Genomic DNA, 17,619 nt, shown 5'->3' with positions numbered 1-17,619 from the left:
GAAGTTGAAATGGCGGGTGGCCCGGCCATCGTAGAAAACATTCCCGGGTTCTCCAACCCCACCGCGTTCAGGTGGCGCGGATCACGTCCGCATCGCCTTCCGCCAGCGCATGCAATCGCGCCACCTCGGCCGCGCGCCGCGTGAGCACGGCGCGCTGGTTGATGTAGCCCTTGTCGGTGATCTCGCCCGCATCGAGGCTGGGCGGTTCGGCCAGCACCAGCGCACAGGCCGGGCACTGCGACGAGCCCGCGCCTTCGTCGCGCAGGGCGCGCAGCACTTCGGCAATGCGCGTGGCAAGCGCCCCGGGCGCGAGCGCGGCGCCTTGCGGGCTGGCGAACACCAGCATGCCGATCGCGTCGCGGTCGTGGCCCGTGAGCACGATGTCCTGCACATGCGGCGCCAGCAGCGACACCAGCTTCACGCGCAGCGTGCCCACCGACACCCAGGTGCCGGTCGAGAGCTTGAAGTCTTCCGCCACGCGGCCGTTGAAGATCACGCCCTGCGCGGGGTTGCCGGGGTTCGCAAGAAAGCCCGCGTCGCCGATGCGGTAGTAGCCCTCGGCGTCGAAGGCGCTGGCGGTCTCGCGCGGCGCGTCGCGGTAGCCGGGGAACACCGAGACGCCCTTGACGCGCATCTCCAGCTTCTCGCCGTTGGGCACGAACTTCAGCTCCAGCCCCGGCAGCGGCGCGCCGATGCAGCCGGCGCCGTCGAGCTGCCAGTGCGCCGAGGTGATGGCGGGCGAGGTCTCGGTGGCGCCCCACGAGGTGGTGAGCCACAGCGGGCGCGCGGGCCGCACGCGCCGCGCCACGGCTTCGAGGCGCTGCCAGGTCGAAGGCGCGAGCGCGGCCGCCGCGTAGAAGGCCAGGCGCAGCCGCGAGAGCACTTCGGCGGCGAGCGTGTCGTCGGCCTCGAGAAAGGGCAGCAGCATGTCGAAGCCGCGCGGCACGTTGAACAGCAGCGTGGGCTTCACCTCGCGCAGGTTGCGCACCGTCTTCTCGATCAGGCCCGGCGCGGGCCGGCCCTCGTCGATGTAGAGCGCGCCGCCGTGGCACAGCACCATGTGCAGGTTGTGGTTCGCGCCGAAGGTGTGGCTCCACGGCAGCCAGTCGACCAGCACCGGCTTCTCCTGCGAAAGGAAGCGCCAGGTCTGCGCCATCATCTGCTGGTTGGCGCACAGCATGCGGTGCGTGTTGATCACCACCTTGGGCTGGCCGGTGGAGCCGGAGGTCAGCAGGTACTTGGCGTGCGTGTCGGGGCCCACGGCCGCGAAGGCCTGCATGACGGCGGGCGTTTCCTTCGCGTCGAGCAGTTGGTCGAAAGCCAGCGCGCCCGGATGCGTGTCGGCGTGGCGGCTGAACACCGTGACCGCCTCGGTGCCGCTGCCTGCGAGCGATGTGCCGTACACCTTCGCGTCGGAGGCGTAGATCAGCCCGGGCTGCAGCGCTTTCAACATGCCGTGCAGCCGCGACGGGTCTTTGGTCATGCGCGAGTAGGCGCTCGACAGCGAACACGCCGTGCGGCCGATGTGCATCGTCGCGAGCATCAGCACGGCGTGGTCGATGGCGTTGTCCGAGAGGATCACGACCGGTCGGCCGGCGGGCAGGTCCAGGTCGAGCAGGCCCTGCGCCACGGCACCGACGGCGGCGCGCAGCGCGCGGTAGTCGAGCCTGCGCCAGCCTTCGCCCGTCTCATCGCGCTCGGCAAACGCCAGCGCATCAGGCGTCTCGCGCGCCCAGCGCTCGATCCATTCGCCGATGCAGCGCGCATACGGCTGCAACGCCGTCGGCGAGCGCAGCACGAACGAGCCGTCGTCGAAGTCGATGCGCACCGTGCGGGGCGGCGCGACCAGGGTGTCGTCGAGAAGGAAGTCGGTCATGTCAATCCAGCGTACCCGTCTCGGCCTTGGCGCGAATCAGGTTCAACAGCAGGGTGTCGCGCGCGGCTTCGAGGTCGGCGGTGTGGCGCGTACCCAGGGCGTCGTCCACGCCTTGCACCACTTGCTGCTTCAACGCGTCCGTCATCGAGGGCGCGCCCAGGTCCTTCCACCAGTCTTCGATGGGCCCGCCCAGGTGCGCCAGCAGATGCTCGATGCCGCCCGCACCGCCCGAGAGGTGCAGGTTCATGAAGGGCCCCATCACGGCCCAGCGCAGGCCGGGGCCGTGCGCGATGGCGGTGTCGATGTCGGCCACGCTCGCCACGCCTTCGTTGACGAGGTGAAAAGCCTCGCGCCACAGCGCGGCCTGCAGCCGGTTCGCGATGTGGCCTTTCACCTCTCGCTTCACGTGGATCGGCCGCTTGCCGATGGCGGCATAGAAGGCCATCGTGCGGGCGATGGTGTCGGGCGAGGTCTGCTCGCCGCCGATCACTTCCACCAGCGGAATCAGGTGCGGCGGGTTGAACGGATGCCCCAGCACCACGCGCTGCGGGTGCGCGCAGCCCGACTGCACGCCGCTGATCGCCAGGCCCGACGAGCTCGACGCGAGGATGGTCTCCGGCGGCGCGGCGGCGTCCATGCGGCGGAACAGGTCGATCTTGAAGTCCATGCGCTCGGGGCCGTTCTCCTGCACGAAGTCGGCCACGGCCACCGCGTCTTCCAGGCTGTCGTGAAAGCGCAGGCGTTCGACCGAGGCGCCCTCGGCGAGGCCGAAGCGTTCCAGCGTCGGCCAGTGCTGCGCCACGGCGGCGCGCAGCCGGTCTTCGGCGCCGGGCGAGGGGTCGGTCGCGTTCACGTCGAGCCCGTGCGCGAGGAAGTGCGCGGCCCAGCTGGCGCCGATCACGCCGGTGCCGACGACGGCGACGCGCTTCACGTCGGTGGTGAGGTTCATGCCGATTTCCACCGCGCGCAGCGGCTCTCCGTCTTGGTGGTCCACGCGGCTTCGCCGGGGATGTTCTCGATCACCTTGTAATAGTCCCACGGCTCCTTCGACTCGGCCGGCGCCTTCACCTGCATGAGGTGCATGTCGTGCACCATGAGGCCGTCGTCGCGCAGCCAGCCGCCCTTGACGAACATGTCGTTGAACTTCGTCTTGCGCAGCTGCGCCATCACCTTGTCGGCGTCGTCGCTGCCCGCGGCCTTCACGGCCTGCAGGTACTGCAGCGCGGCGGAGTAGTCGCCGGCATGGAAGGAGGAGGGCATGCGCTTGTGCTTGTCGAAGAAGCGCCGCGCCCAAGCGCGCGACTCGGGGCTCTGGTTCCAGTACCAGCTGTCGGTGAGGTACATGCCCTGCGAGGCCTTCAGGCCCAGCGCGTGCACGTCGTTGATGGTGATGATCATGCCGGCGAGTTTCATGTTCTTGCTGATGCCGAACTCCGCCGCCGACTTGATGGCGTTCACCGTGTCGCCGCCCGCATTCGCGAGCGCCAGCACCTGCGCCTTCGAGCTTTGCGCCTGCAGCATGAACGACGAGAAGTCGCTCGCGCCCAGCGGGTGCTTCACCGAGCCCGCCACCGTGCCGCCGCTGGCCTGCACGGTCTTGGTGGCGTCGCTCTGCAGCGCGGCGCCGAAGGCGTAGTCGGCCGCCACGAAGTACCAGCTCTTGCCGCCGGCCTTGACCACCGCGCTCGCGGTGCCGCGCGCCATGGCCACCGTGTCGTAGGCGTAGTGCACGGTGTAGGGCGAGCAGTACTCGTTGGTGAGGCTCGACGCGCCCGAGCCCACCACGAAGTACGGCTTCTTCTTGTCGGCCGCCACGCCCGCCATGGCAATGGCCGCGCCCGAGTTCACGCCGCCGATCAGCATGTCGACCTTGTTCACGTCGAACCATTCGCGCGCCTTGGCGGCGGCGATGTCGGGCTTGTTCTGGTGGTCGGCCGTGACCAGCTCGATCTTCTTGCCATCGATGGCGCCGCCCATGTCGGCGATGGCCATGCGGATGGCTTCGGCGCCGGCCGGGCCGTCGTAGTCGCGGTACAGGCCTGACATGTCGCTGATGAAGCCGATGCGGATGGTGTCGTCGGACACCTGGGCCGATGCGCCCGATGCGAATGCGGCGGCGAGTGCGAGAGCCAGGGCGGTGCGGGGAATGTTCATGTGCGTGTCTCCGTTCGTTGTTCTCGTGCGTCTTCAGTCCAGCGCGAACTCGGGCCGCGGGCCGCCCACGCGCGGCAGGCCCATGATCTGGCGCGCCTCGGCCGGCGTGGCCACTTCCATGTCGAGCTCGCGGATCACGCGCACGATGCGCTCGGTGAGCTGCACGTTGGTGGCCAGCTCGCCGTGGCGGAAGTAGAGGTTGTCTTCCAGCCCCACGCGCGCATGCCCGCCCAGCAGCAGCGCCGCCACGTTGGCTTCGAGCTGCGACATGCCGATGCCGCTCACGCCGAAGATGGCGCCCTTGGGCAGCGTGTCGACCATCATCTGCAGGTTGCGCGGCGAGTACGGCATCGCGTTCTGGAAGTTGCGGTGCACGTTCATCACCAGGTTGATGAAATAGGGCTCGTCGTCATGGCCTTCCTCGATCAAGGTGGTCGTGTCCTGCAGGATGTGCGTGGGGCTGAACACCTCCCACTCGGGCTTGATGCCGCGTGCCTTCATGCCGGCGGCGAGTTCGCGCCCGCGCGTGATCGGCGTGTCCATCAGGATCTGCTTGCCCTCGAAGCTCAGGTTGAGCGTGGTGGCGTCCGGCGTGCACATCTCGGCGCCGGCGTCCATGCCCTTGATGCGCTCTTCCCACGCGATCTCCCAGCGGCCTGTCGCCAGCGGCTTGACCATGTCGCCGTGCACGCCGCCGCCGGTGGAGTTGTTCAGCACGATGTCGCTGCCGAGCGCACGGATGCGGCTGTTGATGTCGCGGTACACCTCGGCGTTGCAGGTGGCGCCGTCGTCGGGGCGGCGTGCGTGGATCGCCACCACGCTGGCGCCGGCGTTCCAGCAGCGCAGCACGTCGGCGGCGATCTCGGCGGGCTGGGTGGGGAGGTGGGGGTTCTGCGACTTGTGCGCCATGCCGCCGGTGGGGGCGATGGTCACGATCACTTTGCGCTTCGACATGCTCGGGAACTCCTGGTGTCTTTCATGGGGGCGCGCCATTATTTTTTGTGATGCGTTCGTACTCAGTCATCGCGACGACATTCAGGGGCAGGGTTTACGCGGCGCCAGCCGCTAAAGTCGCCCCTGCGCCGTTGCGCACACAAGGAACCTCTCCATGAAATTTCTGCCCCTCGTGCTGGCCGCCGCGGCCGCGTTCACCGCCCTCGGCGCCGCCGCGCAACCCGCCGGCCCCGCCACCTGCGACGCCAAGCGCGAAGCCATCGGCCGCGACATCGAGATGGCCCAGTCCAAGGGCCAGAAGCAGCGCGTGCGCGGGCTCGAGACGGCGCTGGCCGAAGTGAACCGCAATTGCACCGACGCCAAGCTGGCGGCCGAGCACCAGAAGCGCATCCGCGCCCAGGAGCGCAAGGTGGCCGAGCGTGAGCGCGACCTGCGCACAGCCCAGGAGAAGGGGCGCGCCAGCAAGATCGCCGACCGCGAGAAGAAGCTGCACGAGGCGCAGGCCGAGCTGCAGCAGCTCAAGGGCGCGCAGTAAACAAAAAAGACGGCATGCCCCCGACCAAGCCGGCGATCCCCGCGGCCTCCCTGACCATTCCGCAGCTGCTGCAGGGCTCGGCCTGGTTCCCGCTGCTCGACGTGGGCGCGGGCGAGCGCGTGCTCGACGAGATGCGCGAGGTCGAGGTGGCCGCCGGCGCCGCGCTGTGCCGGCGCGGCGACACGCCGCTGCACTGGTACGGCACGCTCGAAGGGCTGCTCAAGTGGTCGATCACCTCCAGCGACGGCCGCTCGGTCACGCTGGGCGGGCTGTCGGTGGGCAGCTGGTTCGGCGAGGGCACGCTGCTGCGCGCCGTGCCGCGCTCGGCCGACATCATCGCGCTGCGGCCCAGCCGCGTGGCGCAGCTGCCGCTGGAGACCTTCGAGTGGTTGCACCGCACGCAGCGCGGCTTCGATCACTTCCTGCTGCAGCAGATCAACGAGCGGCTGCACTGGTTCATGGGCAGCTACGCGGCGCACCGCCTGCTCGACGCCGACAGCCAGGTGGCGCGCGCGCTGGCCGGCCTGTTCCACCCCTGGCTGCACCCGGGCAGCGAGCCGCACCTGCAGACCTCGCAGGAAGAAATCGCCAACCTGTCTGGCGTGTCGCGCCAGCGCTGCAACGCAGCGCTCAACCGGCTGAAGGAGGCCGGGTTCCTGCACATCGAGTACGGCGGCATCACCGTGACCGACCTCGAAGGCTTGCGCCGCTTCATCCAGGAGTGAATGACTCCCTCTCCCCGAGGGGAGAGGAAACCGGGCCGCTCAGCGCTTGTGGTGCGACGCCGCCAGTTCGTACACCGGCGTGTCGATCCCTTCCATGCGCGCCTTCAGCTGCAGCGCCAGGAACTGCGAGTAGTGGCGCGACTGGTGCAGGTTGCCGCCGTGGAACCACAGCTGGGGCACCTGCGTCGGCTTCCACATGTTGCGCAGCTCGCCTTCCCACGGCCCCGGGTCCTTCGGCGTGTCGGAGCCCAGGCCCCAGCACTTGCCGACCTTGTCGGCGATCTCGGGCGAGATCAGGTCGGCCAGCCAGCCGTTCATCGAGCCGTAGCCCGTGGCATACACCAGCAGGTCGGCCGGCAGCTCGGTGCCGTCGGTGAGCGTGACCGAGCGTGCGTTCACGCGCTCGATGTTCACGCCGCTCTTGAGGTGGATGCTGCCGTTGGCCACCAGCTCCGAGGCGCCCACGTCGATGTAGTAGCCCGAGCCGCGCCGCAGGTACTTCATGAACAGGCCCGAGCCGTCCACGCCGAAGTCGAGCAGGAAGCCGGCCTTCTCCAGCCGCGCGTACAGGTCGGCGTCGCGCTTCTTCATCTCCTCGTACACCGGGATGTGGAAGGTGTGCATGATCTTGTAGGGCACCGAGGCGAAGATCAGGTCGCCCTTGTGGTGGTCGATGCCGCTCTTCACCGCCTGCTCGGAATACAGCCCGCCCAGTGCCAGCTCCATGAGCGACTGCGAGGGCGCGATGTGGGTGGACGAGCGCTGGACCATCGTCACGTCGGCGCCGTGCTCCCACAGCGCCGCGCAGATGTCGTGCGCCGAGTTGTTCGAGCCCAGCACCACGCACTTCTTGCCCGCGTAGGCCTCGGGCCCGGGGTGCTGGCTGGAGTGGTGCTGGTCGCCCAGGAAGTTCTCGGCGCCCGCCACCTTCGGCACGTTCGGGTAGCCCGACACGCCGAGCGCGAACACCAGCTGCTTCGGGCGCAGCGTCACGGGCTTGCCCTCGCGCTCCACCTGCACCTCCCAGCGCTGCGTGGCCTCGTCGAAGCGCGCCTTGGTCGCGTTGGTGGAGCTCCAGTAGTTGAGCTCCATGATCTTCGTGTACATCTCGAGCCAGTCGCCGATCTTGTCCTTGGGCGCGAACACCGGCCAGTCGTCGGGGAAGGGCATGTAGGGCAGGTGGTCGTACCAGACCGGGTCGTGCAGGCACAGCGACTTGTAGCGCTTGCGCCAGGAGTCGCCGGCCTTGGCGTTGCGCTCCACGATGATCGTCGGCACGCCCAGCCGCCGCAGCCGCGCCCCCAGCGCGATGCCGCCCTGGCCGCCGCCGATGATCACCACCTCGGGCTGCTCGGTGTAGCCCAGCGCGGCTTCTTCGTCGCGGCGCTTCTCGAGCCAGTTCTTGCGGCCCTTGTGCACGCCGTGCTCCGCGCCCTTGATGCGGTTGTCGCCGGTCTTTTCCTCGAAGCCCTTCAGCTCGGTCATGGTGGTGAGCAGCGTCCAGGCCTTGCCATTGCGCAAGCGCACGTGGCCGCGCCCGCGCGCCACGCGCGTCTCGAAGCCGAACCACGCATCGACCACGCCGTCGGCCTCGGTCGCCTCGCCTTCGAGCGCGAAGGCCGTGGGCTGCGTGTCGGCCAGGCGCGCCTGCAGCATCGCGCGGATGGCGCCCGCGCCTTCCTGCGTGCGGATGTTCCAGGTGAAGGCGACAAGGTCGCGCCAGTAGCTGTCGGCCTCGAACAGCGAAACGGCCGCATCGATGTCGCCGCGCGCGAGCGCGGCGGCGAAGTCGGCCAGCCATTGGGCGGCGGCCCGGGTGGGGCCGGTGGTCGGGTCTGTCATTGCATGTCTCCGTTGTGTCGTTGAACGAATCGAATCGCGGCGCGGCAAGGCGCACGCGAAGGGCGTGGCGCAGCTTTCGTGCCGCGTGGGGCACGACGAAGAATCAAGGGGTTGGCGGGGGTTTTGTCGCAGGCGCCTGTCGCTGTCTCACCGAGACTGAGACGATGCATGAGAATTTGAACGACGTATAAAATTGGACGACGTTCAAATTCAAGGGCCCAAAACCGTGACCGAACCAGACCCCCCAGGCCGCCGCGAGCGCCGCCGCACCCAGACGCTCGACCACGTCGCCGCCACCGCCATGCGCCTGTTCGAAGCCCAGGGCTACGACGCGACGACCATGGAGCAGATCGCCCAGCAGTCCGACGTGGCCAAGGGCACGCTCTACAACCACTTCCCGACCAAGGAAGCGATCCTGGCGCACTGGGTGCACCTCGAGCTCGTGGTCGATGCGCAGCGCCTGCACGAGGCCATCGACCCGAAGGCGGGCTTCACGGCGCAGCTCACCGGCCTGCTCGATGCCTCGGCCGAATGGTCCGAGCGCTACCGCGCCTACCTGCTCGACTACTTCCGCTTTCGTTTCCTCAACATCGAAAGCGAACTCGGCGGCGGCGACCGCGGCACGCCGCGCGACCTGTCGGGGCTGTTCGAGGCGCTCATCGCCGCCGCCCAGCAGGCCGGCACGCTGCGCACCGACGTCTCGGCCGCGCACCTCGCGAGCCTGCTGCACCACCTGTACTTCGGCGCGCTGATGCGTTGGCTCACGCTGCCCGGCCTCGTGCTGCGCGACGAGTTCGCGGTGGTCGTCGAGCTCTTCGTCGGCGGCGCGCGCACGGCCCCGAAGCCACCTGCTGCAAGGAGGCGCGCCCCATGAAACTCGCCGTGCTCACCTACGGCACCGAGGGCGACGCGCGCCCGCTCGCCGCGCTGTGCCGTGCGCTGGACGACGCGGGCCATGCGTCGGTGCTGCTGGCGGACGCGACCACGCTCGGCGCGGCCGAACGGCTCGGCGTGCGCTCGCAGGCGCTGGCCGGCAACATCCGGCAGGCGCTCGGCGGCGTCATCGCGCAGGGCGACAAGCCGGCGGCCGCCGCGAAGGCGCTGGCGGACATCGCCAATGCCAACGCCACGCCCTGGCTGCGCCAGACCGTCGAGACCGCGCAGGGCTGCGACGCCATCGTCTGCGCGGGGCTCGCGGCCTTCGTGGGCCTGTCGGCGGCCGAGGCGCTGGGCGTGCCGGCCATCGGCGCGGGCATGTTCCCGCTCACGCCGACGGCCGCATTCGCTTCGCCCTTTCTGCCGCCCGCCCGCGTGCCGCGCTTCTTGAACCGCGCGAGCCACCACCTCGTCAACGGGTTGCTCTGGCGCGCCTTCCGGCCGGCCGTGAATGCCGCGCGCGCGGAGGTCTGCGGCCTGCCGCCGCGCCGCCGCCTGTGGACCACGCACCCCGCGCTCTACGGCTATTCGCCGAGCCTGCTGCCGCGTCCCGCCGACTGGCCCGCCAACGCCGCCGTGTGCGGCCAGTGGCTCGCACCCGTGCCCGACTGGCAGCCGCCGGCGGCGCTGCACGACTTCCTCGCGGCCGGCGAGGCGCCCGTCTACATCGGCTTCGGCAGCATGACGGGCTTCGACAAGGCGCGGCTGCTCGCGGCCCTCGTCGATGGCATGGCCGGCCGGCGCGCGGTGCTGCACCCCGGATGGAGCGGCCTCGATGTGCAGCAGCTGCCGCCGAACTTCCACGCCATCGGCGACACCCCGCACGACTGGCTGTTTCCGCAGATGGCGCTGGTGGTGCACCACGGCGGCTCAGGCACAAGCCACTCGGCCGCACGCGCGGGCGTGCCTTCGGTGGTCGTGCCGTTCGCGGGCGACCAGGCGTTCTGGGCGCACCACCTCGCGCTGGCGGGCGTGGCACCGCCCGCCGTGGCGGGTGCCCGGTTCTGCGCCGACGACCTGGCGCGTGGCATCGTGTTCGCACACGACCCACAGGTGCGCGCGCGGGCCCGGGCGCTGGGCGAACGCATGCGCGCGGAAGACGGCCTGGGCACGGCCGTGCGCGCGATCGCGCAGATCCTGAGGCGTTAGCCGCGCTGCGGCGCCACGATGCCGAAGCGCTTCATGTGCCGGTACGCGGTGGCGCGGCTGATGCCGAGCGCCTGCGCGGCCCGCGCCACATGCCAGCGGTGGCGCTGCAATGCGTCGAGCAGGCGCGTGGCGTCGGCGGCGCTGTCGTCATCGTCGACCGTGGAAGGCATGGCGTCGCGGTGGTCGAGCGACGGCCGATGCGGCGCCAGGCGCAGCTCCTCGGGCGTGATGCTGGCCCCCGTGCAGAGCGCCAGCGCCAGCCGCAGCACATTGCGCAATTCGCGAAGGTTGCCCGGCCAGTCATGCGCCATCAGCCGCAGCATCGCGGCCTCCGACAGCCGTGCGGTCGAGCCCATCGCCGCCGCCTCTTCATGGAACATCGCCTCGATCAGGTAACGCCGGTCGCGCCGTGCGCGCAGCGGCGGCAGCTTCAGCATCGCGCCGCACAGGCGGTAGTACAGGTCCTCGCGAAAGCGCCCGGCCGCGACCAGCGCCGACAGGTCGCGGTGCGTGGCCGCCACCACCGCAAGGTCCACGCGCTGTGGCGACTCGGCCCCCAGCGGCAGCACCTCGCCTTCGGACAGCACGCGCAGCAGCCGCGTCTGCAGCGCCATCGGCATGTCGCCGATCTCGTCGAGAAAGAGCGTGCCGCGGTCGGCCTGCGCGATCAGCCCCTTCATGCCCTTGGCGCGGCCACCCGTGAAGCTGCCGGGCGTGTAGCCGAAGAGCTCGCTCTCGATCAGCGAATCGGGAATGGCCGCGCAGTTCACCGCCACGAAGGGCAGCGCCGCACGCCGGCTCGCGCCATGCAGCGCGCGCGCCAGCACCTCCTTGCCGCTGCCGGTCTCGCCCTCGACCAGCACATGGATGCCGCGGTCCACCAGGCGGCGCGCCTGCGCGATCAGTTGCTGCATGGCGGGGTCGTCGTCGCCCGCGATGCGCTCGAGCGGCGGCAGGCGGTCCGAAGGCTGGGGCGCCGGTGATGCGGGCGTCGTGACTGGTGAGCGCCGCAGGCGCGGTGCGATCAGCGAGGCGTGGTACTCGCCGCCGCCGGGCAGCAGCACCGTGTGCGCGAAGGGCAGGGCCGACGCACCGCCGTTGCCCAGGCGCCAGATCGCGTCCATCGGCAGGTGCAGCAGCTCCGACACCGCGCCGCCCAGCAGCGGTGGCTGGCGCCCCAGGAAGGCCTCGCGCGCGCCCCCGTTGGCACCCACCACCGTGCCGCCGTCGTCGAAGGCCAGCATCACTTCGCCCGCCACGTCGACCAGCCCGAAGGCACTGCCCAGCCGCAGGATCCAGTGGCCGCGAAAGTGCCGCAGGAAGTCGGCATCCTCGATCATCCGCGCGTAGATCGACACCAGGTGCCCCACCAGGTGCTGGCTCTCGCGCGCCTCGGGCGAGCGCAGCGCCGACACGTCGAGGATCGCCGTGAGCTTGCCGCTGTGGTCGAACAGCGGCGCGGTCGTGCAGGTGAGCGCGATGTGCGTGGCGTCGAAGTGCTCGGTCTGGTGGCAGGTCATCGGCTGGCGCTCGATGAGGCAGGTGCCCACGCCGCAGGTGCCGGCGTGCGCCTCGTTCCAGTCCGCGCCCAGGTACAGGCCGGCGCGGCGCAGCTGGTCGTCCCAGGCCGGGTTGCCGATGTAGTCGACCGTGATGCCCTCGGCATCGGTCAGCAGCACCATGTAGCCCAGCTCGGCCACGCGGCGGTAGATGTCTTCCATGCCCGCGCGCGCGGCGCGCAGGAAGTGCTCGAGCTGCTGCTGGTGCACGCGCACCTCCTGCGCCGGCAGGATGCGCGCGGGCGTCGGTCGCGACGGATCGAGCCCATGGTCGCGCACGCAGCGCGCCCACGACTTGTGCACCAGGCTCGCCGCCGGATCGGCCCGCAGCGCCGTGCCGGTGGCGATCGAATAGACGTTGTCGATGTGGCGCGATTGCAGGGACGTCATGCGCAGCCTCGTGCGTGGAGTGGGCGCGGCACGGGGAGGGGCTGCGCAGTCGGACATGATTCGGCTGTCGCGCTGTCGCAGGACAGAGGTGAAACCCGGTGGAACGGACGTGTTACTCCCCCTCACATCGAGGGCAATGCGGCCCGGTCCGGCGTCATTCCTTCACTGCGGCGGCTTCGCACGGTCGGCCAGCCGCTTGCGGTACTCGGTGGTCGTCAGGCCCGCGAAGCCCCAGTCGTCGGTGTCGATTTCCTCGATCACGATGTGCGTCCATTCCGGCGGCTTCTTCAGCACCCGTTCGAGCGTTTCCGTGAACTCGGCAATGACCTGGGTTTTCTGTTCGCGCGTGACGCCGTCGCGGGTGATCTTCAGGTTGATGAAAGGCATGGTGTGCTCCTTGGGTGAATGACTGAGGTGATTACCACTTGCCGGTGCTCATGCCGCCATCCACGGGCAGCACGACGCCGGTCGTGAAATCGGCGCTCGTGAGGTAGAGCACCGCATCGGCGATCTCCTGCACGGTCGCGATGCGGCCGGCGGGCGCCAGGCCGTTGAGGAAGCCGTGCTGCTCGGGCGTGTACAGCGGCGTGTCCACGATGCCGGGTGCCACCGCATTCACCTTGACGTTGTGCGGTGCGAGTTCGAGCGCCAGCGCGCGCGTCGCGGCATTGATGCCGCCCTTGATCAGCACCGGCAACACGGCCGGCACCTGCTGGTTCGGCTGCAGCGCGATGCTCGCCGTGATGTTGACGATGTGTCCCTGGCGGCGCGCAACCATGTGCTTTGCCGCGGCCTGCGAGGCGTAGACGAAGCCCTTGAGGTTCGTGGCGACCAGCTGGTCGAGTTCGTCTTCGGTGTAGTCGACGAAAGGCTTCGCGTTGAAGATGCCCGCGTTGTTGATGAGCACGTCCACCTGGCCGAAGCGCGCCACGGCGCGGTTGACGAGCTGCTGCGCGGTGTCGCGGCGGCCGATGTCGCCCGCGACGCCGAGAAGACGCGCCGGATTGCCGAGCTGCTTCGCGGCGGCTGCGAGCCGCTCTTCGGTGCGCGCATTCGCGACCACGTTGAAGCCGCGCGCGAGGTACGCCTGCGCAAGGCCCAGGCCGATGCCGCTCGAGGCGCCGGTGATGACCACGGTGGGGGAAGAGTTGTCCTGCATGTCGGTTCTCCAGGGAAGTTGATGACGTGGGGAGAACTGTATTGATGACAGAGAAACAGATAAATCACTAGACTCGCACTTCACTTGATACACAAGGTAATCAATCCATGCAGCGGCAGTTCGGCGACATCCTTCTGGGCAGCATCGAGTTGTTCTGCCTCGCTGCGGAGAGCGGCGGCTTCACCTCGGCGGCACTCGCCGCTGGCGTGACGCCCGCGGCCGTGAGCCGATCGATCTCCCGGCTCGAGAAGCGGCTGGGATTGCGGCTTTTCGTGCGCACCACGCGCAGCGTGCGGCTCACCGACGCGGGCCGCTCCTACTTTGCACAGTGCCGACAGGCGCTGGCGCAGCTCGCCGAGGCCGAGCGCGAGGTGATGGGCCAGCAGGCACTGCCTTCGGGCACGCTGCGCATCAGCGTGCCGACCACCTACGGCCACCACCGCATCCTGCCCTTGCTGCCGGCGTTTCGCGAACGCTTTCCCGACATCCGGCTGCACGTGCACCTGAGCAACCGCAACATCGACTTCGTGGAAGAGGGCTACGACATGGCCGTGCGCGTGCGGGCCCAGCCCGACTCCACGCTGATCGCGCGGCACCTCGAGGATGCGGACCTGGTCGTGGTCGCCACGCGCAAATACCTGAGGAAGGCCGGCACGCCGCGCACGCTGGACGACCTCGCCGCGCACGAGTGCATCCAGTTCGAGCTGCCCAGCAGTGGCCGCCGCATCTCATGGCTCTTCAAGGAGAACGGCAAGGACCGCGAAGTCTTCGCGGACAGCGCCTACAGCTGTTCCGACGACGTGCTTGGCGGCGTCACGCTCGCGAAAAGCAGCGCCGGGTTGTTCCAGACCTACCGCTTCGTCGTGGAGAAGGAACTGGCGGACGGCTCGCTCGTCGAGGTGCTGAAGCCCTTCGCGGGCCGTTCGCGGCCCTACACGCTGCTGTACCCGGACGGGCGCCACGTGCCGCTGCGCATGCGGGTGTTCATCGATTTCCTGATGGCGCAGCGGACCGGGTGACGCCCGCCACGCATGCTCACACGCCCAGCAGTTCCTCCAGCACCGTCGGCTCCGCCAGCAGATCGGCCGACGCTCCATGCCGCACGATCTGCCCCTTCTCCATCACCACCGCCAGGTCCGTGTGCGCGAGCACCTTGCGGTAGTCGCGGTCGACGATCAGCGTGGCGATGCCGGTCGCGCGGATCTCGCTGATCACGCGCCAGATCTCGGCCACGATCAGCGGCGCGAGGCCTTCGGTGGCTTCGTCGAGGATCAGCAGGCGCGGGTTGGTCATGAGCGCGCGGCCGATGGAGAGCATCTGCTGCTCGCCGCCCGACAGCTGCTGGCCGCCGTGCGTGAGCCGTTCCGACAGGCGCGGAAAGGTGGCCATCACGCGGTCGAAGGTCCAGGCGCGCTGGCCGTCGACGCCGGCGCGTTCGCTCATCACGAGGTTCTCGCGCACCGACAGGTTCGGAAAGATGCCGCGCCCCTCGGGCACGTAGCCGATGCCCAGGCGTGCCATCTTCTCGGGCGGCAGGCCGGTGACCGTGCGGCCGTCGACCTGCACTTCGCCTGACGCGGGCCGCACGTAGCCCATGATGGTGCGGATCAGCGTGGTCTTGCCCATGCCGTTGCGCCCGAGCAGGCCGACGGAGGTCGCCGCCGGAATGCCGGCATGCACACCGCGCAGGATGTGGCTGTTGCCGTAGTAGGTGTTGAGGTCGCGAACGATCAGCATCAGTGTTGCTCCTCGCCGAGGTACGCCGTGCGCACTTCGGGGTTCTCGCGAATTTCTTGGGGGTTGCCGGTCGCGATGACGGTGCCGTTCACCATCACCGTGATGCGGTCGGCGATGCGGAACACGGCGTCCATGTCGTGCTCCACCAGCAGGATGGCGTGCGTGGCTTTCAGCCGCGCGAGCAGCGTGAGCATGCGGTCGGTCTCTTCCGCGCCCATGCCGGCGAGCGGTTCGTCCAGCAGCAGCACGCGCGGGTGGGTGGCCAGGCACATCGCCACTTCGAGCTGGCGTTGCGCGCCGTGGCTCAGCGTGCCGGCGACGCGCCGGGCTTCGGCCGTGAGGCCGGCGGCTTCCAGCGCCGCATCGGCCGAGGCGTTGCTGGTGGCGCAGCGCTGCGACGACTGCCAGATCGCCCAGGGCTTCGCCGTGGCGGCCTGCGCGGCGAGGCGGCAGTTCTCGTGCACCGTGAACTCCGGGAAGATGGTGGTGCGCTGGTAGCTGCGGCCCACGCCGTCGCGGGCGCGGCGCGACTGCGCGCGCGCGGTGATGTCCACGCCGTCGAGTGCGATGCGGCCTTCGGAGGCTTCGATCTCGCCCGAGAGCATGTTGATGAGCGTCGACTTGCCGGCGCCGTTGGTGCCGATCACCGCATGCACCTCGCCGATGTGCAGGTCGAGCGTGACGGCGTTGACGGCCGTGAGGCCGCCGAAGCGGCGCGTGAGCTTGTCCACGGACAGCAGTGCGGCGGTCATGCGCCTCCCTTCGGCGACAGGCGCTGCACCAGGCCGATCAGGCCCTTGGGCAGCAGCGCCACGAACACGATGATGGCAATGCCCAGCGTGAGCTGCCAGTGGTCGGCCAGCGGGCCCATCACGGCGTGGGTGGAGAAGATTTCCTTGAGCAGCGTGAAGGCCACGGCGCCGATCACCGCGCCGCGCAGGTGGCCGAGGCCGCCCAGGATCACCATCAGCAGCACCTCGCCCGAGTTGTGCCAGGCCATCAGTTCGGGGTTGACCACGCCGTCGCGCGAGGCCAGCAGAAAGCCCGCGAGCCCGGCCAGCGCGCCCGCGAGCACGAAGGCCGCGAGCTTGTAGCCGTACACCGCGAAGCCCGCCGCGCGCATGCGCTGCTCGTTCACGCGGATGCCCGCGAGCGCGGCGCCGAAGCGCGAGCGGCGGATGAGCGCCAGCAGGCCGTAGGTGAACACCAGCGCCGCCAGCACCACGTAGAACAGCACCGTGCGGTTTTCCATGTCGAGCGCGCCGAGGGCCGGGCGCACGTACAGGTAGATGCCGTCGCTGCCGCCGCCGACCTTGGTGTCGTGGAACACGAAGAACGCCATCTGCGCGAAGGCCAGCGTGACCATGATGAAGTACACGCCGCGCGTGCGCAGGCTCAGTGCGCCCACGAACAGCGCATACAGCGCCGCCGCGCCCATCGACAGCACCAGCAGCACTGCGAAGTTGCCGCCCTCGTTGCCCGAGGCCAGCACGGTGACGTACGCGCCGATGCCGTAGAAGGCCGCATGGCCCAGGCTCACGAGCCCGGTCATGCCCACCAGCAGCTCCAGGCTGAGCGCGAAGATCGACAGGATCATCACCTTGACGATGAAGTCCGACGCGTAGTTGCCCAGCAGCGGGCCGGCCACGGCGAGCGCGATGGCGCACAGCACGGGCACGATGAAGGCACCGCGCCGCGGCGACGAAGGTGCGGATGCAACCACCGGGCTCATGGCCGCCTCCCCATCAAGCCTTCGGGCTTCCAGATCAGCACGATCGCCATCAGCAGGTAGATGCCGATGCCCGCCAGGTCGGCGAAGAACACCTTGCCGAAGGTGTCGACGAAGCCCACCAGCAGCGAGGCCACGAGCGCCCCGGTGATCGAGCCGATGCCGCCGATCACCACCAGCACGAAGCAGATGATGAGCACGCTGGCGCCCATGTTCGGGTACACCGAGGACATCGGCGCGGCGATCATGCCGGCCAGTGCCGCCAGCGCCACGCCGGCCGCGAACACGATGCGGTACAGCCGCTTCACGTCGATGCCCAGGCCGCGCACCATGTCGCGGTTGCTGGCGCCGGCGCGGATCATCATGCCCAGGCGCGTGCGGTTCACCACGTAGTACAGGCCCACGGCCAGCACGATGCACGCGGCCGAGGCGAACAGGCGATACCACGGGTAGCTCATGACGTTGCCCAGCGCGAAGCTGCCGTCCAGCCACGCGGGCACCTTCACGCCGTGCACGTCGTTGCCCACGAAGATGGAGCGCAGTTCCTCGAACACCAGGATGAGCCCGTAGGTCATGAGCACCTGCTGCAGGTGGTCGCGCTGGTAGAGGTAGCTGAAGAAGGCCCACTCCAGCACATAGCCGAAGATCGCGGCCAGCACCACGCCGGCCACCAGCATCAGCAGGAACTGGTCGCCGAACAGCGGCGCCAGCGAGAACGCCATGTAGGCGCCGATCATGTAGAAGCTCCCGTGGGCGAGGTTGATGACGCCCATGATCCCGAAGATCAGCGTCAGCCCCGAGGCCACGAGAAAGAGCAGCAGGCCGTACTGAACGGAGTTCAGGCACTGCACCAAGAAGGTTCCGAAATCCACCG

The 17,619-nt window shown here is 69.4% G+C and carries 17 protein-coding genes; 5 read left to right on the top strand and 12 right to left on the bottom strand.

Annotation, left to right across the window (positions count from 1 at the left end; genetic code table 11):
• Positions 1–67: 67 nt before the first annotated feature.
• The 4 genes from AC1RAD_RS29470 to AC1RAD_RS29455 are packed head-to-tail and all read right to left on the bottom strand — an operon-like array spanning position 68 to position 4,984.
• Entirely contained in the window at positions 68–1,876 is a 1,809-nt protein-coding gene (locus AC1RAD_RS29470) for a feruloyl-CoA synthase (RefSeq protein WP_492738666.1), read from the bottom strand.
• Between the two features lies 1 nt (position 1,877).
• Positions 1,878–2,825: a 3-hydroxyacyl-CoA dehydrogenase NAD-binding domain-containing protein gene (locus AC1RAD_RS29465; RefSeq protein ID WP_492738664.1), complete on the bottom strand. Its 948-nt coding sequence runs from the start codon at positions 2,823–2,825 to the stop codon at positions 1,878–1,880.
• The gene (locus tag AC1RAD_RS29460) at positions 2,822–4,030 is read right to left on the bottom strand and encodes an ABC transporter substrate-binding protein (protein WP_492699749.1); all 1,209 of its coding nucleotides are present in this window, start codon (positions 4,028–4,030) and stop codon (positions 2,822–2,824) included. Before AC1RAD_RS29460 ends, AC1RAD_RS29465 begins: the two co-directional genes overlap by 4 nt.
• A gap of 33 nt (positions 4,031–4,063) precedes the next feature.
• A complete protein-coding gene (locus AC1RAD_RS29455; RefSeq protein ID WP_492738662.1) occupies positions 4,064–4,984 on the bottom strand; it encodes a beta-keto acid cleavage family enzyme in 921 nt (306 codons plus the stop codon).
• 154 nt (positions 4,985–5,138) lie between these two features.
• On the opposite strand from AC1RAD_RS29455, the gene AC1RAD_RS29450 reads away from it, so the two are divergent.
• Both AC1RAD_RS29450 and AC1RAD_RS29445 read left to right on the top strand, forming a co-directional pair.
• Positions 5,139–5,519: a DUF1090 domain-containing protein gene (locus AC1RAD_RS29450; RefSeq protein WP_492738660.1), complete on the top strand. Its 381-nt coding sequence runs from the start codon at positions 5,139–5,141 to the stop codon at positions 5,517–5,519.
• A 14-nt stretch (positions 5,520–5,533) separates the two neighbouring features.
• A complete protein-coding gene (locus tag AC1RAD_RS29445) occupies positions 5,534–6,244 on the top strand; it encodes a Crp/Fnr family transcriptional regulator (protein WP_070061409.1) in 711 nt (236 codons plus the stop codon).
• Between the two features lie 39 nt (positions 6,245–6,283).
• On the opposite strand, the gene AC1RAD_RS29440 is transcribed toward AC1RAD_RS29445, so the two are convergent.
• Positions 6,284–8,086 carry an NAD(P)-binding domain-containing protein gene (locus AC1RAD_RS29440; RefSeq protein ID WP_492738659.1) on the bottom strand — a complete coding sequence of 601 codons (1,803 nt, stop codon included), beginning with the start codon at positions 8,084–8,086 and terminating at the stop codon, positions 6,284–6,286.
• 226 nt (positions 8,087–8,312) lie between these two features.
• Here AC1RAD_RS29440 and AC1RAD_RS29435 point away from each other — a divergent pair, with 226 nt between their 5' ends.
• A complete protein-coding gene (locus AC1RAD_RS29435; protein ID WP_492738657.1) occupies positions 8,313–8,960 on the top strand; it encodes a TetR/AcrR family transcriptional regulator in 648 nt (215 codons plus the stop codon).
• Positions 8,957–10,171: a glycosyltransferase gene (locus AC1RAD_RS29430; protein ID WP_492738656.1), complete on the top strand. Its 1,215-nt coding sequence runs from the start codon at positions 8,957–8,959 to the stop codon at positions 10,169–10,171. Before AC1RAD_RS29435 ends, AC1RAD_RS29430 begins: the two co-directional genes overlap by 4 nt.
• Here the strand turns inward: AC1RAD_RS29430 and AC1RAD_RS29425 are convergent.
• From AC1RAD_RS29425 to AC1RAD_RS29415, 3 genes are all read right to left on the bottom strand, one after another.
• A complete protein-coding gene (locus AC1RAD_RS29425) occupies positions 10,168–12,120 on the bottom strand; it encodes a sigma-54-dependent Fis family transcriptional regulator (protein ID WP_492738654.1) in 1,953 nt (650 codons plus the stop codon). The genes AC1RAD_RS29430 and AC1RAD_RS29425 overlap by 4 nt on opposite strands.
• Positions 12,121–12,282: 162 nt before the next feature.
• Positions 12,283–12,507 (bottom strand): tautomerase family protein, encoded by a 225-nt coding sequence (locus tag AC1RAD_RS29420; RefSeq protein ID WP_139703453.1) that lies wholly within the window; start codon positions 12,505–12,507, stop codon positions 12,283–12,285.
• Positions 12,508–12,538: 31 nt separating this feature from the next.
• Positions 12,539–13,279 (bottom strand): SDR family NAD(P)-dependent oxidoreductase, encoded by a 741-nt coding sequence (locus AC1RAD_RS29415; protein WP_492738652.1) that lies wholly within the window; start codon positions 13,277–13,279, stop codon positions 12,539–12,541.
• Between the two features lie 107 nt (positions 13,280–13,386).
• Between AC1RAD_RS29415 and AC1RAD_RS29410 the strand changes: the two genes are divergently transcribed.
• Entirely contained in the window at positions 13,387–14,298 is a 912-nt protein-coding gene (locus AC1RAD_RS29410) for a LysR family transcriptional regulator (protein ID WP_492738650.1), read from the top strand.
• A gap of 16 nt (positions 14,299–14,314) precedes the next feature.
• On the opposite strand, the gene AC1RAD_RS29405 is transcribed toward AC1RAD_RS29410, so the two are convergent.
• From AC1RAD_RS29405 to AC1RAD_RS29390, 4 genes are read right to left on the bottom strand one after another with little or no spacing between them, the layout of a single operon-like run.
• Positions 14,315–15,016 (bottom strand): ABC transporter ATP-binding protein, encoded by a 702-nt coding sequence (locus AC1RAD_RS29405; protein WP_492738648.1) that lies wholly within the window; start codon positions 15,014–15,016, stop codon positions 14,315–14,317.
• Positions 15,016–15,768 carry an ABC transporter ATP-binding protein gene (locus tag AC1RAD_RS29400; protein ID WP_062470295.1) on the bottom strand — a complete coding sequence of 251 codons (753 nt, stop codon included), beginning with the start codon at positions 15,766–15,768 and terminating at the stop codon, positions 15,016–15,018. Before AC1RAD_RS29400 ends, AC1RAD_RS29405 begins: the two co-directional genes overlap by 1 nt.
• On the bottom strand, positions 15,765–16,748 hold the full coding sequence (locus tag AC1RAD_RS29395; protein WP_307582574.1) for a branched-chain amino acid ABC transporter permease: 984 nt from the start codon (positions 16,746–16,748) through the stop codon (positions 15,765–15,767). Before AC1RAD_RS29395 ends, AC1RAD_RS29400 begins: the two co-directional genes overlap by 4 nt.
• Positions 16,745–17,617 (bottom strand): branched-chain amino acid ABC transporter permease, encoded by an 873-nt coding sequence (locus AC1RAD_RS29390; protein WP_062470301.1) that lies wholly within the window; start codon positions 17,615–17,617, stop codon positions 16,745–16,747. Before AC1RAD_RS29390 ends, AC1RAD_RS29395 begins: the two co-directional genes overlap by 4 nt.
• Positions 17,618–17,619: the final 2 nt, after the last annotated feature.

Source organism: Variovorax sp. GW823-FHT04B03, from assembly GCF_058796495.1.
This window is presented reverse-complemented; position numbering and strand designations above follow the sequence as displayed.

Excerpts from the sequence above, each read along its gene's own strand:
- AC1RAD_RS29395 (WP_307582574.1), bottom strand. The coding sequence starts at position 16,748 with ATGAGCCCGGTGGTTGCATCCGCACCTTCGTCGCCGCGGCGCGGTGCC.
- AC1RAD_RS29470 (WP_492738666.1), bottom strand. The coding sequence starts at position 1,876 with ATGACCGACTTCCTTCTCGACGACACCCTGGTCGCGCCGCCCCGCACG.
- AC1RAD_RS29400 (WP_062470295.1), bottom strand. The coding sequence starts at position 15,768 with ATGACCGCCGCACTGCTGTCCGTGGACAAGCTCACGCGCCGCTTCGGC.
- AC1RAD_RS29430 (WP_492738656.1), top strand. The coding sequence starts at position 8,957 with ATGAAACTCGCCGTGCTCACCTACGGCACCGAGGGCGACGCGCGCCCG.
- AC1RAD_RS29450 (WP_492738660.1), top strand. The coding sequence starts at position 5,139 with ATGAAATTTCTGCCCCTCGTGCTGGCCGCCGCGGCCGCGTTCACCGCC.
- AC1RAD_RS29455 (WP_492738662.1), bottom strand. The coding sequence starts at position 4,984 with ATGTCGAAGCGCAAAGTGATCGTGACCATCGCCCCCACCGGCGGCATG.
- AC1RAD_RS29440 (WP_492738659.1), bottom strand. The coding sequence starts at position 8,086 with ATGACAGACCCGACCACCGGCCCCACCCGGGCCGCCGCCCAATGGCTG.
- AC1RAD_RS29415 (WP_492738652.1), bottom strand. The coding sequence starts at position 13,279 with ATGCAGGACAACTCTTCCCCCACCGTGGTCATCACCGGCGCCTCGAGC.
- AC1RAD_RS29405 (WP_492738648.1), bottom strand. The coding sequence starts at position 15,016 with ATGCTGATCGTTCGCGACCTCAACACCTACTACGGCAACAGCCACATC.
- AC1RAD_RS29460 (WP_492699749.1), bottom strand. The coding sequence starts at position 4,030 with ATGAACATTCCCCGCACCGCCCTGGCTCTCGCACTCGCCGCCGCATTC.
- AC1RAD_RS29410 (WP_492738650.1), top strand. The coding sequence starts at position 13,387 with ATGCAGCGGCAGTTCGGCGACATCCTTCTGGGCAGCATCGAGTTGTTC.
- AC1RAD_RS29420 (WP_139703453.1), bottom strand. The coding sequence starts at position 12,507 with ATGCCTTTCATCAACCTGAAGATCACCCGCGACGGCGTCACGCGCGAA.
- AC1RAD_RS29425 (WP_492738654.1), bottom strand. The coding sequence starts at position 12,120 with ATGACGTCCCTGCAATCGCGCCACATCGACAACGTCTATTCGATCGCC.
- AC1RAD_RS29445 (WP_070061409.1), top strand. The coding sequence starts at position 5,534 with ATGCCCCCGACCAAGCCGGCGATCCCCGCGGCCTCCCTGACCATTCCG.
- AC1RAD_RS29465 (WP_492738664.1), bottom strand. The coding sequence starts at position 2,825 with ATGAACCTCACCACCGACGTGAAGCGCGTCGCCGTCGTCGGCACCGGC.